Here is a 12,956-nt window from a genome sequence, read left to right as displayed (position 1 = left end):
CGACTAACACCTATCTATCTGTAGGGACCTCAACGACATCGGGGGCAGGTACATCTGTTTCGACAGCATGTTCAACTGCTGGTACTCCATCGACGAGCACCGCGGCTTCGTCGTCTGCCTTCTTCTTCCGATTCTTCACGATGTCCACAATAAGGAAGATGAAGCCAAGAATACAGACACCGATACAGGCCCAGGCGAGGGGGAGAATACCGGTAGTAAGAGCAGCTACCAGTAGCGCGAGTCCAATGACGGTGCAAACGAGAGCGAGGATGAGCATGGCATTCCTTGGGATGTGACCGACGTGTCGACATCTCGATCATACCCCAGGCAGTTATATGTGGGGCGGCTAAATGGAGGAAGTAGGCGGGTTCTCCCTAGCAGCGAACCCCGCCATAGGAGGCGGGGTTCAGAAATGCAGCAACAGCAGGGCGGTGCTTCTGCCGCCCTGCTGTCACCCAATGTGTGACTCGGTTTCTCGAAGTGAGAGAAAATTTAGTTGTTGGAGAAGCTGTCTCCAATGTTGGATCCGCGCAGATCTGCCAGCTGGCCTTCGAGGAGGTCCTGCAGGCGGGCGCGGTACTGGCGTTCGAAGGTACGCAGCTGGTCAATACGACCTTCCAAGACAGAGCGCTGCTGGTTGATGGTGGCCATCACTTCGGTGTGCTTGCGTTCGGCCTCGGCCTCCATGTGGGCAATGGCAGCTTCGGTCTCGTTCATCCGGCGGTCAGCGGTGTCGTTGGCCTCCGTGACCATACGATCCGCTTCGGAACGTGCGGAGGAGAGCATCTCGTCGGCTTCGCGGTGGGCATCGCCAGTAAGACGGTCTGCCATTTCCTGGGCCATACCGAGGATATGGGCGGCCTTGAGGTTGGTTTCCACGTCACCCGGCGTGGAGGAGGCGGCAGGGGCGGGAGCAGGGGCGGCAGGGGAAGCAGCCACGGAGGCCTTAGCAGCGGCAGCGCGAGCGGCCTCTGCGTCACTACGGGCAGCATCAACTTCCTGCTGTGCGGCTGCGACGGAATTCTGCGCCTCATCAAGCTCGGTGGTCAGTTCAGAAACGCGCTGCTGCAGGTCCGAGTTCTCTTCGATGAGCCGGCTCAGTTCAACCTCGATAAGGTCGAGGAACTGATCGACTTCCTCCTCGTTGTAGCCGCGCTTGCCGATGGGCGGACGACTAAACCCGACATTGTGGACGTCTGCTGGAGTCAGCGTAGGCATGGGAACTCTCCCTCTCTTTTTCTCACGAGTCACATGAGTTTACACACATAATACTGCCATAACGACAGCGTTCTTTATGAAAAAACTGCAGTTCATTGAAAAGCCTAGCGGACTTTTCCTTTTGACTCCTAGTTCTGAAACGACTATCTCACCTAGGAATCTGCAGGAAAGCCCAGTTCAGTTACGAAAATAGGCTCCCCAGAGTTACTGGTGTTGCACCCAAGTTGACAGTGAGAGGCACCAAAACACTGACAACGAGGAACACGATAAGAGGAGAGAGATCCAGCCCTACTCCCCCAATTCCCACCGGACGTAACACCTTCCGGATGGGGACGAGGCACCAATCGGTGGCACGAAAAACAACCTCCAAGACGGCTGCCAGTTTCGGCCCAGGCGACCACGATCGCCCGAAGGAGTGGATCATCTCGACCGTGATGCGCACAATGAGCAATAGCCACAGAATACGCAGCAGGTAGTACACCACAGTTGCAAAGACAGTCACAGATTCACCTTACCGAGATACTTCCTCTTTCGCCGACGTCAGCGCTGGATAGGAGCATGCTATAAGCCGCATCAAACCGCTGGACTGTCGGAATCCGAGGTGCGTTATGCTTCGTAATCCCGTTCTAGACGGAGCCGTTCTCCGTCATTGACGACAGTTTCTGCCGGGGACAGCAGGAAAACCTTCTTAGCAATGCGTTCTACCGAACCATTAAGTGCAAACACTAGGCCCGAGGCGAAATCAACGAGCCGCTGACCAAGGTCACTATCCAGCTTCGACAGGTCCATCACCACTGGGTTACCGTCTCGGAAGCGCTGGCCAATAAGCTCGGCTTCTGCGTAACTCTTAGGGCTTACTGTGGTGATCTGTGCGGAGTGGCGGGCAGGTGGGTAGGGGCGGGCGTCAGCCTGCCGCGGTCCACCATAGCGACTGCGGTCCAGTGGAGGAAGCGGGGTGCTGCCTGCACGCGTCGGGGCCGCGTAGTCGTCCTGGTAGGAGTCGCCGTAACCGAAGCCGTCACCGTACTTGTCGCCGTAGTCATCAGACTCAACATAGTCTTCGACATAGTCGGGTTGTTCGGCGGGCGATGCCATGCCGAAGAATTCCTTCGCGTTTTGAATAAAGCCCATGGGTGCCTCCGTATCTTGGGTTATGGATGATGGGTCTCTGTACGCTTGCCAATAAGGCAAGCAGGATTAGTGGGTGGGGCGCGGTCCGAGGATGGCGGTTCCGACTCGAATGCAGGTAGAACCGTGGGCGATAGCCTCCTCCATATCCCCCGTCATACCAGCAGAAATCTCGGTGGCATACGGATGGTTGGTGCGTAGCTGCTGGCTGAGATCGTAGAGGTGTGCAAAGGCAACACTGGGGTCTGCATCCAACGGCGGTACGGACATCAGTCCGCGCAGAACAAGATGGTCAGAGTCGTCGACGAGATCGGCAAGTTCTGCGATGTCACTCTCCAGTGCTCCACCGCGCGCAGTATCCCCGTCCAGACTGACTTGGAGATACACGCCCAGTTGCGGGTTCTCCCGGGAGCCATCGTCGAGAGCCCGCTGCATCCCCCTCTCAAGACCGTTGACCAGGGACACGGAATCGACAGAATGGACACTATGCGCCCACCGGGCCACTGCATTGCACTTATTGCGTTGCAGTTGCCCAATCATGGACCATTCAGCGGGGATTCCAGCGAGCACATGCTCAGCTGCATCACGCTCAAGCAAGTCGTATGCTTTTTGCCGAGCCTCTTGTTCGCGATTTTCGCCAAAGGTTCGCACGCCCAGACGAACCAGTTCGAGGACCTCGTCGAGCGGATGGAACTTGGTGACGACCATGAGGGTGATATCCTCACGGGATCGTCCCACACGCTGGCAGGCCTGTGCGATGCGGTCGAGCGTCGCCTGATAGCGGGATGCAATGGTGTTGTCAGTCATTGGTACTGCTCCTCCAAATGACGCCGGCCTGGCACCCCGTCTTCTTTTCCCGGTAGGTACTGAAGAAGGCGAGGTCTTCAATAGTGCAGCGGGGATCCACAGTGACACCTGCGAGCCCCGCTGAAACGAGCTGGTAGGCTACGCCGCGACGCAAGTCGAGAGATGGCTGCCCGGTAGCTGTCCGGGCGCGAGTATGTGGAACGTGAGCTTCCACATCTGCCGCCATTGCCTCTGAGACCACCATCTTGCGACCGGTGGCGGAGGGGCCAAGTAGTGCATGCATTCGGTGTGGGTCCGCCCCCAACTCACGCATGACGTCCAGGGTGGCGGAAACAAGCCCGGCTCGAACTCCTAATGCCGAACCATTGAGGGCAGCGATAACGCCCGCTTCATCGTCTCCTAACAGCACGGGGACGGCATCTGAAGTAAGTACGACGAGAGCAAGGTCAGCTGCGGTAGTGACGAGCGCGTCGGTGGCCGGGATCGGATCGGGATAACGACTGTCCGCGGTTGCTTCGACAACGCTGACATGGGGGCTTTGGAGTTGTTCCATGTAGACGAAACGGTCTGGTGGAAGCTGAAGTTTTTCAGCGAGCCTTTCCCTGTTGCGGGTGACGGTGACGGGGTTATCTCCCACATCCAGGGAAAGGTTCAATCCGTGGTAGCGGCCGGTGGAATATCCGCCAGCCCGGGTGGTGATGACACGCCTCACCCGCAGACGGCCTGGCTGTGGTAGCCCGTTGGCAGTCTGTGTGAGAGTGGGGGGCGTAGTCATGACGTGTTCACCTCAACAGCAGAGCTGTCCGTTACCGCATGAAGGGCGGGATATCGATGTCGTCTTCGTCAGAGACACGGGTGGCGCGCTGGCGGATGCTCATTCCGGAGCTCTTGTCAGCAACCTCCTCAAAGTTTTCCTCGTCCTTTGCGGCTTCATTATCGAAGACACGGGCAGGAGGTTCCCCACCTTCGAATCCAGCTGCAACAACGGTGACGCGTACTTCGTCCCCCAGTGAGTCGTCGATGACAGTACCGAAGATGATGTTGGCATCCGGGTGAGCTTTTTCGCGGACAATGCTGGCAGCTTCATTTGCTTCGAAGAGACCCAGGTCAGAACCGCCGGCAATGGAGAGCAGGACACCTTTGGCGCCTTCCATGCTGTATTCCAACAGCGGCGAGTTGATAGCGGCATCAGTGGCCTTACTGGCGCGATCATTGCCGGATGCGCGGCCGATGCCCATGAGTGCTGCCCCGGAGTCTGCCAGAACCGATTTCACGTCAGCAAAGTCGACATTGATGAGACCCGGCGTGGAAATCAGGTCGGTAATGCCCTGCACACCATTAAAGAGCACCTCATCCGCCTTGGAGAAGGCGTCATTGATAGAGATGGTCTTGTCTTCTTGCTGAAGCAGTCGATCATTAGGGATGGTGATGAGAGTGTCGCAGGCATCCCGCAGCTTCTCGATACCATTAGCGGCATTTTCCGCACGCCGCTTCCCTTCGAACGAGAAGGGTTTAGTCACCACAGCAACGGTCAGCGCGCCGAGGTCGCGGGCAATGCTAGCGACGATGGGGGCACCGCCGGTACCGGTGCCTCCGCCTTCGCCAGCGGTCACGAAGACCATGTCGGCACCCGTCAGGACATCTTCAATATCCTGCGAATTATCGCGGGCAGCGCGCTCTCCCACCGCGGGGTCGGCGCCAGCACCGAGGCCACGTGTGGTGGATTGCCCAATGTCGAGTTTGGTGGGGGCATCGCAATCAAGGAGGTCTTGCTCATCGGTGTTCAGAGCGATGAAATCGACGCCGGTCATGCCTTCGCCGATCATGCGCTTGATGGCGTTGGTTCCGCCGCCACCGATGCCGACCACTTTGATGACGGCCAGATTGTGTTGTGGCGTAGTCATTGGAATAGCTTCTCCCGTCTAAAGCTGAGGTTGAAGGTTAGAGGAGTCCTCCAGTGCGGGTAAAGGATAAGGATCCTCGGAAGTGGTCCAAAGAAGACACACCGGGAGAAACGTAATTAATTAGCTGCCAACAATCTTCCCGCTTAACGGCGAGTGGGAAGCTCTGGGTTGGAGACATTCCAGGTGGTCCCCGACTGGGTCAGAACAATCCGCATGGACTGCACTTTCTCCTCTAGACGAGTGGGTGAACCCAGCTCAACTGTCCGCCCATCACGCAGCCGTAACACCACCATGGCCGCAGAGGTGACATCAATCGTACGGACGCGACGCACAATGTCCTGCGGTAATTCTTGTGCGGTTTTCAGAGCAGCTTCCCGCTGCAGGGTATTGTGCAGTGGATCGGGCACCACGATTTCCGGGATACGGAGGGTAGGGCGTCTTACCGCCATGGCGACACCCGCCGCGTCCATCTCGTAGAGTTTGCCTCCTGCTGCAAAGCACGCCACCGGCACGCGTTCCGTAATCGCAATTGTCACCAGGTGGGGGTAGCTTTTTTCCACCCGTACGCGTTTTACCCGCGGCAACGCTGCCACACGTAGCGCTACGTCATGGGTGCTCAGCTCTGCCATGCGTGTTTCCATGGGTACCTGTGCCTGCCGGAGAACCTGTTGCTGAGACAACACGCGTAAGCCTGTCACCGACGTTTCCGTCACCAGGAAAAGAGGCGTTGTAAAGAGCACAATTGCGACGGCCATAGTGACAGCGAGGACGAGCCCCAATACAGTCTGGAGGACTGTGCGGAGTGCGTGCGAGAGAGCTGCACGACGTTCCTCGGACACAGTTAGCCTTTCAGGAGAGCGATAATAGCGTCAGCTTCCATGGTAACGTTGCCCGCTCCCATAGTGAGGACGATGTCTCCAGGTTCTGCGATCGCGGCGACGTCGTAGGGAACCTTGGAGAAGTCCGGCTGATACTTGTGCGGGATAGTGAGCTGGCGAGTAATCAACTCACTGGTGACGCCCGGCATTGGGTTTTCTCGGGCACCGTAAATATCAAGCACAATCGCGTAGTCGGCCAGATTGAGGGCCTGCGCAAATTCGGTGGCGAACTGCTCAGTACGTGAATACAGATGCGGCTGGAAGCAGACAATGACACGCCCAGGATGCCCCAGACCCTGTGCGTCCGCATCGGCAACTTCGCGGGCGGCAGTAAGTACTGCACGTGCCTCAGTCGGATGGTGGGCGTAATCGTCATACACGCGGATACCGCCAACTTGTCCGTGGTACTGGAAGCGACGGTTCACTCCACCGAAGTGCGTCAGTGCTTCGAGTGCAGCCCGCACGTCTCCCCCATACTCGCGGACAGCAACGAGCGTGGACAGTGCGTTGAGAGCCATGTGTTCACCAGGAACGGGTAACACCAGCTCACGTGAGCTGTCATCCCCGGCCAGATGAATCCGGGCAGCCAAGCCATCGAGAGTGGGCTCCCAGGCTTCTAGCACACCACACATGGGGATGCCGTCGCGTTGCGCTTGAGCTGCTTCCGTCGCAGTCCCATAGCCCAACACCCGAATGCCGCGCTGGGCTGCGTACAGTGCCAGAGTACGAGACCCCGGATCATCCACGCAGACAATTAGTGCCCCTCCGGGCTCAATGCAGTCAAGGAAATCGGCGAAAACCTGGCAGTATGCCTCAGCTGTGCCAAAAAAGTTCAGATGATCAGGTTCAACATTGGTGACAATGGCGATACTCGCCCGGTACTGCAGTAGGGAGGCATCCGATTCATCGGCTTCTGCAATGAAAAGGTCACCGGAGCCATGGTGCGCGTTAGTACCGGTTTCGTGTAAGGCGCCGCCCACCGCGAAGGATGGATCGCATCCGAATCCTTGGAAGGAAACGATGGCCATGGAGGTGGTGGAAGTCTTCCCGTGGGTTCCTGCCACCAACAGGGTGCGATAGCCCTTCATGAGTTGGGCAAGCACCTGCGAGCGGGTGCGAATGGGGATTCCCAGACGTCGTGCTTCCCGCAGCTCCGGATTGGTGTCGGGAATCGCTGCATAGGAAACAATGACACACGAGGGACGTTCCGAAAGAAGGTTGAGGTTGACGACGTCATGCCCAACGGCGACTTTAGCGCCCCGCGCACTCAACGAGACCAATGCACGTGAGTCGCGTACATCGGATCCGCTGACTTCTCCGCCACGGGCCAGCAGGATACGGGCCACGCCCGACATGCCTGCGCCACCAATGCCGATCATGTGGACGTGTTGAAGTTCCGGAGGAAGGGTAGCCGTCAACATTATGGTCTCTCCTGCTAGTGTCCGGTAGGAAGGGGGTAGTCGACGAGCTCGCAGGCTGCCCGCGCAACCGCATCAGCCGCATTGCGGGAACCGGCACTAAAAGCACCCGCTACCGCCGCCTGATACTTGTCGGGGGTGGTGAGGAGTTCGTCCGCCCATTCAATAACCTGTTGGGGTGTTAGATCGTGGTCTCCAATGAGGATGCCGCCACCGGCTTCCACGACCGGTTGCGCGTTGAGGGCTTGCTCACCGTTACCAATAGGCAACGGCACATAGAGAGCGGGAAGTCCCACCGCCGAGATTTCCGCAACGGTCATCGCCCCAGAACGACAGATGACGAGATTGGCAGCCGCATAAGCAAGGTTCATGGCAGAGATGTAGGGTACTTGCACTTGTGCGGGGGCTCCAGTTGGAGCAACGTTACGGGCGATAATGCCAGCTGGAAGCAAAAGATCCTCTGCGCCATCCGGGGCACCTCCCAGCGCCGGATCAGCGCAACTGTAGTTTTTCGGCCCCACGGCTTGGAGAACGCCAATATTCTTCTCGGCAAGGCCCGGCAGGGCCTCGTGCATGACACGGTTGAGTGACTGGGCCCCCTGTGAACCACCAAATTCGAGGAGGACGGGGGCATCCTGGTCAAGTCCGAAAAACTCGCGGGCTTCCTGGCGGAGTGCCACCCGATCAAGCTGAGTAATGGCGGGGCGAACAGGAATTCCCACTACCTCAATAGGGAATCCACAGCCCGAAACTGCCCCTAGTATCCGATTTGCGTGGCGGGCCCCAATTTTATTGGCGATACCCGCTCGTGCATTCGCCTCATGAACCACGTAAGGGATGTGGCGACGTCCCTTGCGGGCGGCCAGGTAAGCGGACATCGAGACGTAGCCGCCAAAGCCGATGAGCACATCCGCTTCCACCTCATCCATGATGGCGCGGGCCTGCTTCACAGACCGGGTAAGCCGACCCGGCACGCGGAAGAGTTCTGCTGTGACACGACGTGGCAGAGGAACTGCCTCAATCATCCGCAGATCGTAGCCGCGTGCGGGGACGAGGTCCTTTTCCAAACCGCGTTCTGTTCCCAGAGCGGTAATGCGAATGCTGGGGTCGAGTGCAGTGAGGGCGTCAGCGACCGCCATAGCAGGTTCGATGTGGCCGGCAGTTCCACCGCCAGCTACTACTACGGAGAGGGGCTTCGTCGTCATCCTGTGTCCTATCGTCTCATGTTGTCCAGTGCGGTGAGCTTAGCGCTGAGCCGGGGGTGGCCCACCGTATCGGGAGCCACCGTCACTTCCTCGCGAGGGCGGATTCCAGCGCCTACCGTGCGGACGCTCCAGCGGCGGTAGCGTACGTGGCCCATCTGGCCGGCTTTCCCACGGGGGCAGGGGGGCGTCAGAAGTGCAGCGGCGGGAGGAGCGCGCTGGGTCTCCCCCGCTCATGCGAGGACGGGCTGCTCCCGAGCGTGGATCAGCGGATGGGCTCTCATTTCCCCGTGGCCGCGGACTGCCATGCGGCGCTACTTGGTTACGGGATGGTTGCCGGCTGGCCGAAGAACCACGGGGAGAATCCGGAGTCGCAGACGGGGTTGGCGCGCGGGGAGGGCCGGGGCGTGGGCGCGACCGCCGAGGGTCAGTACTTCGTGACGCTGTGTCAACAGTAGAGCGTTTTCCCACCATCCAGGCGGCGAGGTTGCTAAAGCGGCCGAAGTCGGGCGTGTCATCCACAGAGTGAACGGGGGGTACCGGCAGCCGCAATGCCCGCCCAAACTTGCCACTACCCGTACTAATCGCGGCTATGGCAGCGCGTTCATGCCGGGCGGTGCTGGTGATGAGACCTAGTAAGAAGAGAGTTGTTACTGTGGCGGAACCACCAGCCGAGATGAGCGGAAGCTGGAGACCCGTCACAGGGAAAAGCCCGACCACATATCCCATGTTGATAAAGGCCTGCACAACCACCGAGGTGGTGCCCACACAGGCAATAAGTCGCAACGATGGGTCCAACACCCGCCGAGCAATGCGTAGACCGACAAAACCGAGAGCGCTGTAGAGAACAGCCACCACAAAGGCGCCAATGAGCCCAAGTTCCTCACCAATAATGGCGAAGATAAAGTCATTCGGAGCCTCGGGGAGATAGAAGTATTTGGCTCGCGATTGTCCTAGCCCCACGCCGGTGAAGCCACCGTCGGCGAGCGCCAGCTGTGCTTGACGCGCCTGGTAGCCCACGCCTTGGGCGTCGTAGCTCCCGCCGATGAGTTGGTGCCAGTAGGTAATCAGACGGTCGGTTCGGAAACCGGTGGTGAGCGTCAGAATGAGGAAGAGGACGGCGGCACCGCCTGCCGTGATCCAGATAATTGAACCGGGGAGACGACCGAAGAAGAGAAAGGCCAACAGCACCACGCCAAAGGTGACGGCCATACCCAAGTCTTTTTGTAGAATGACCAGCACAATGACGGGGATGAAGAGCCCAATCGGACGTAGCGTGTCACCAATTTTCGACATGGGGGTGAGCTGCCCTAAATAGAGGGCAACAACCATAATGATGATGGCTTTGGCGAGTTCAGAAGGTTGGAAAGCGACTGGTCCGAAATCGAACCAGGAGCGTGCACCATTGCGCTCCTGGCCGATACCAGGAATCGCTACCAGGATGAGCAGCACTATGGAGAGGAGATAAAGGGGGAACGCGATCTTTCGTAGCAGAGAGAACGACACTCTTAGTGCTACATAAAAGCCCACCCAACCTATGACCATGAAGATGCATTGACGGATGAAGACGGAGTAGTAGTTACCGTAGTCGCGTAGTGAGGCGGGGCCGGAGGCGTCGAGCACCATCACGACGCCTAGGATGGAGAGGATAATGCACAACGTCACCATCAGGTGGGCATCTGCCAATGGCCCGGTGTAGTAGTTTCGGAATCCGGCAGCCAACCGCTGGAGGCTTGTCTTGATTGACCCATCTGCCGCCCGCGGTGATGTTCCTTCGGAGTCTGTACTGCGCGCAGACACGGCCGTGCCGGAACGCTGAGTGGACTCAGTCGCCATGATGTCCTCCCTTCTCCGGTCGCTAAGTGGCAAGTGCTGCCTTAGTGTTTGAGAACCTCCGCGGCGAACAGCTCGCCACGTTGTCCATAGCCAGTAAACATGTCGTAACTGGCAGCTGCGGGGGCCAGCAGCACGATATCGCCGGGCTGTGCCATGGTACGCGCGGCGGCGACGGCCTCCGCCATCGCTTGCTCCGTCTCTGCGGGGGGAGGCGGCGTATCTGTGCCGTCATCTCCCGTGGTAACCCGCACTACAGGTAACTGCGGTAGCTGACGGTGGAGCGCCTCGACTATAAGGTCGCCGTCTTTCCCCAGAATAACGGCACCCCGCAGCCGCTCCCCCACTTCGCTGATGAGGGGCGCGATATCTGCACCTTTCAATTGGCCGCCGGCGACCCACACAATGGAGGGGTACCCCAGCATAGAGCTGCGTGCTGCGTGTGGATTTGTTGCTTTGGAATCGTCGACGTAGGTTACGCCATCAACCGTCCCCACCACCGCATTACGGTGGGGAGCCACCTCGAAGCTCTGCAAGGCAGTGTTCACATCCTGCGGCATCGCTCCTGCTGCCAAGGCGAGGGCAGCAGCAGCGCCAGCATCAAGAATCCCGGCGGGACCAGACGGGTGAATATCGGCGCACTCGATAAGGAAGCGGGCTTCCTCATTTGGGCCAAAGGCATTATCGAAAAGACCGTTTTCGTGTACACCTACCTGGCCGCGCAGCGGTTCTCCGGTTCGGAAGCCCACCACAAACTGTGCCGGGCATTCCTCTCCGGCTGCGGCCGCACGTGCGTCATCGACTCCCACGATCCCGTAGAGGCCGGTAAGCACCTGTGCTTTCGCGGCGGCGTAAGCGTCAACTGAGCCGTGCCAGTCCAAATGGTCTTCGTCAATGTTGAGGAGTGCTCCAGCAAGTGGTGTCACGCTGGGAGCCCAATGGAGTTGGAAGCTCGAGAGCTCACACACCAACACATTGGGATGGCTGGGATCGAGTAGCGCGTCCTCAATAGGGTATCCGATATTGCCGCAGGCCACCGCAGACATTCCAGCCTGCTGGCAGATAGCTGTAGTCATTCCCACTGTGGTGGTTTTCCCATTGGTGCCAGTGACGGCGAGCCATACCCGGGAAGGGCCACAAAGGTTGGCTTTATCGACGTGCCAGCACAATTCAACATCACCCCAGACGGGAACGCCGGCTGCCTGCGCGACGGCGAAAAACGGGTGGTGAGGAGGGATACCTGGACTGGTAACGACCAATGCTACCTCTGCCAGTGACGCTTCGGCTTCCGCCATGGTGAAGATGTCCACCGCTAGTTCTGCAGCGGCTGCACGTGCAGCCTCATTGTCGTCGACCAGTACGGCAGTGGCGTCAATATGCTGAAGTAGTCGCACGGCGGCGCGGCCAGAGACACCTGCGCCGAGGACAAGCACACGCCGGTGGGTGAGATCGAGGGGCATCGCTGGCATTTACACCGCCACCTTAGAGAGCCAATCGGCGTAGAACACAGCAAGACCCAGACCTGCGGAGAGACCAGCAATGAGCCAGAACCGGACAATGACAGTTGTTTCTTTCCAACCGCCCAGTTCGAAGTGGTGGTGGAAGGGTGCCATCCGCAGAATGCGTCTGCCAGTAGCTTTGTAGAAGCCCACTTGGAGCACCACGGAGAAAATTTCGATAACAAAGAGGGCACCGATGACGACCATAAGCAGTTCTGTGCGGGTGACAATCGACACACCTGCCACCAGGCCGCCCAGAGCAAGAGAGCCCGTATCTCCCATGAAGATCTTGGCGGGGTTGCAGTTCCACCACAAGAATCCAATGCAGGCGCCAAGGGCGGCGGCACACAGCATGGAGACATCCAGCGGATCTCGCACTTGGTAGCAGCCAATGGCGTTGCCGGTGGTGGAGCACGCATTGCGGAACTGCCAGAAGGTGATGATAGTGTAGGCACCCATCACCAATGCCATTGAACCTGCTGCTAGCCCATCTAGGCCATCCGTGATGTTGACGGCATTCGACCAGGCGGTAATGACAAAGTAGGCAAAAAAAATAAAGATGATGCCACCGCCGGCAGCCATGCTGAGGACTGGAATATCCCGGGTGATGGAGAAGAACTTAGAGGCGGGGGTAAGCCCGTGTTCATTGGGGAAGAAAATGGCCAGGGTGGCGAAGAGAATAGCAGAGACGAACTGGCCAAAGAATTTGGCTTTGGGGCTCAACCCAAGATTGCGATTTTTGAACACTTTGATGCCGTCGTCGGCAAAACCAACCAGACCGAGACAAGTCGTAAGCATTAGCACGAGCAAACCAGATGCTGCTGGACCACCGCGACCCGTCACCGCGCCAACAATGACACCGGAGAAATAACCAGCCCAGATGCCGATCAGAATAGCCAAGCCGCCCATTGTTGGGGTGCCGGCCTTCACGAGGTGACTTTGTGGCCCATCTTCCCGAATCTCTTGGCGAATGCCGCCTTGCCGAAACTTTTTGATGAGCACTGGGGTCAGCAAAATGGAGACCAAGATTGACACGCACAGCGCAACAATAATTTGAGCCACTAGTTCG

At 58.5% G+C, this 12,956-nt stretch carries 13 protein-coding genes; all 13 read right to left on the bottom strand.

The features are described 5' to 3' along the window. Positions 1 to 10: 10 nt before the first annotated feature. The 13 genes from IY73_RS07495 to mraY all read right to left on the bottom strand — a co-directional run bounded on the left by IY73_RS07495 (position 11) and on the right by mraY (position 12,949). Positions 11 to 277, bottom strand: a complete 267-nt coding sequence (locus tag IY73_RS07495) for a hypothetical protein (protein ID WP_053962528.1) — start codon at positions 275 to 277, stop codon at positions 11 to 13. Between the two features lie 215 nt (positions 278 to 492). Next, on the bottom strand, positions 493 to 1,218 hold the full coding sequence (locus tag IY73_RS07490) for a DivIVA domain-containing protein (RefSeq protein WP_053962527.1): 726 nt from the start codon (positions 1,216 to 1,218) through the stop codon (positions 493 to 495). Positions 1,219 to 1,399: 181 nt separating this feature from the next. Then, a complete protein-coding gene (locus IY73_RS07485; protein ID WP_053962526.1) occupies positions 1,400 to 1,720 on the bottom strand; it encodes a YggT family protein in 321 nt (106 codons plus the stop codon). A gap of 104 nt (positions 1,721 to 1,824) precedes the next feature. Continuing rightward, positions 1,825 to 2,313 (bottom strand): cell division protein SepF, encoded by a 489-nt coding sequence (locus tag IY73_RS07480; protein ID WP_418000766.1) that lies wholly within the window; start codon positions 2,311 to 2,313, stop codon positions 1,825 to 1,827. Positions 2,314 to 2,415: 102 nt separating this feature from the next. Beyond that, complete coding sequence (locus IY73_RS07475) at positions 2,416 to 3,153, bottom strand: YggS family pyridoxal phosphate-dependent enzyme (RefSeq protein ID WP_053962524.1); 738 nt, start codon at positions 3,151 to 3,153, stop codon at positions 2,416 to 2,418. Beyond that, on the bottom strand, positions 3,146 to 3,928 hold the full coding sequence (locus tag IY73_RS07470; RefSeq protein ID WP_053962523.1) for a polyphenol oxidase family protein: 783 nt from the start codon (positions 3,926 to 3,928) through the stop codon (positions 3,146 to 3,148). The genes IY73_RS07475 and IY73_RS07470 overlap by 8 nt, the downstream gene beginning before the upstream one ends. A gap of 31 nt (positions 3,929 to 3,959) precedes the next feature. Next, positions 3,960 to 5,057 (bottom strand): cell division protein FtsZ, encoded by a 1,098-nt coding sequence (gene ftsZ / locus IY73_RS07465; protein ID WP_053962522.1) that lies wholly within the window; start codon positions 5,055 to 5,057, stop codon positions 3,960 to 3,962. A gap of 143 nt (positions 5,058 to 5,200) precedes the next feature. Continuing rightward, complete coding sequence (locus IY73_RS07460; RefSeq protein ID WP_053979157.1) at positions 5,201 to 5,896, bottom strand: cell division protein FtsQ/DivIB; 696 nt, start codon at positions 5,894 to 5,896, stop codon at positions 5,201 to 5,203. Positions 5,897 to 5,898: 2 nt separating this feature from the next. After that, positions 5,899 to 7,356, bottom strand: a complete 1,458-nt coding sequence (murC, locus tag IY73_RS07455; RefSeq protein ID WP_053962520.1) for a UDP-N-acetylmuramate--L-alanine ligase — start codon at positions 7,354 to 7,356, stop codon at positions 5,899 to 5,901. A gap of 14 nt (positions 7,357 to 7,370) precedes the next feature. Continuing rightward, positions 7,371 to 8,558: a UDP-N-acetylglucosamine--N-acetylmuramyl-(pentapeptide) pyrophosphoryl-undecaprenol N-acetylglucosamine transferase gene (locus IY73_RS07450; protein ID WP_053962519.1), complete on the bottom strand. Its 1,188-nt coding sequence runs from the start codon at positions 8,556 to 8,558 to the stop codon at positions 7,371 to 7,373. A 39-nt stretch (positions 8,559 to 8,597) separates the two neighbouring features. Further along, positions 8,598 to 10,391, bottom strand: coding sequence for an FtsW/RodA/SpoVE family cell cycle protein (locus tag IY73_RS07445; protein ID WP_053962518.1), 1,794 nt, complete (start codon positions 10,389 to 10,391; stop codon positions 8,598 to 8,600). Positions 10,392 to 10,432: 41 nt separating this feature from the next. After that, positions 10,433 to 11,857, bottom strand: coding sequence for a UDP-N-acetylmuramoyl-L-alanine--D-glutamate ligase (gene murD, locus IY73_RS07440; RefSeq protein WP_096334775.1), 1,425 nt, complete (start codon positions 11,855 to 11,857; stop codon positions 10,433 to 10,435). After that, entirely contained in the window at positions 11,858 to 12,949 is a 1,092-nt protein-coding gene (mraY, locus tag IY73_RS07435) for a phospho-N-acetylmuramoyl-pentapeptide-transferase (RefSeq protein ID WP_053962517.1), read from the bottom strand. Positions 12,950 to 12,956: the final 7 nt, after the last annotated feature.

The organism is Lawsonella clevelandensis, from assembly GCF_001293125.1.
GTDB lineage: Bacteria > Actinomycetota > Actinomycetes > Mycobacteriales > Mycobacteriaceae > Lawsonella > Lawsonella clevelandensis.
Note: the sequence above shows the minus strand (reverse complement) of the source record. Positions and strands in the feature narration are given on the sequence as shown.

Coding starts and splice junctions, on each gene's coding strand:
- IY73_RS07495 (WP_053962528.1), bottom strand. CDS start 277: ATGCTCATCCTCGCTCTCGTTTGCACCGTCATTGGACTCGCGCTACTG.
- IY73_RS07490 (WP_053962527.1), bottom strand. CDS start 1,218: ATGCCTACGCTGACTCCAGCAGACGTCCACAATGTCGGGTTTAGTCGT.
- IY73_RS07480 (WP_418000766.1), bottom strand. CDS start 2,313: ATGGCATCGCCCGCCGAACAACCCGACTATGTCGAAGACTATGTTGAG.
- IY73_RS07475 (WP_053962524.1), bottom strand. CDS start 3,153: ATGACTGACAACACCATTGCATCCCGCTATCAGGCGACGCTCGACCGC.
- IY73_RS07470 (WP_053962523.1), bottom strand. CDS start 3,928: ATGACTACGCCCCCCACTCTCACACAGACTGCCAACGGGCTACCACAG.
- ftsZ (WP_053962522.1), bottom strand. CDS start 5,057: ATGACTACGCCACAACACAATCTGGCCGTCATCAAAGTGGTCGGCATC.
- murC (WP_053962520.1), bottom strand. CDS start 7,356: ATGTTGACGGCTACCCTTCCTCCGGAACTTCAACACGTCCACATGATC.
- IY73_RS07450 (WP_053962519.1), bottom strand. CDS start 8,558: ATGACGACGAAGCCCCTCTCCGTAGTAGTAGCTGGCGGTGGAACTGCC.
- IY73_RS07445 (WP_053962518.1), bottom strand. CDS start 10,391: ATGGCGACTGAGTCCACTCAGCGTTCCGGCACGGCCGTGTCTGCGCGC.
- murD (WP_096334775.1), bottom strand. CDS start 11,857: ATGCCAGCGATGCCCCTCGATCTCACCCACCGGCGTGTGCTTGTCCTC.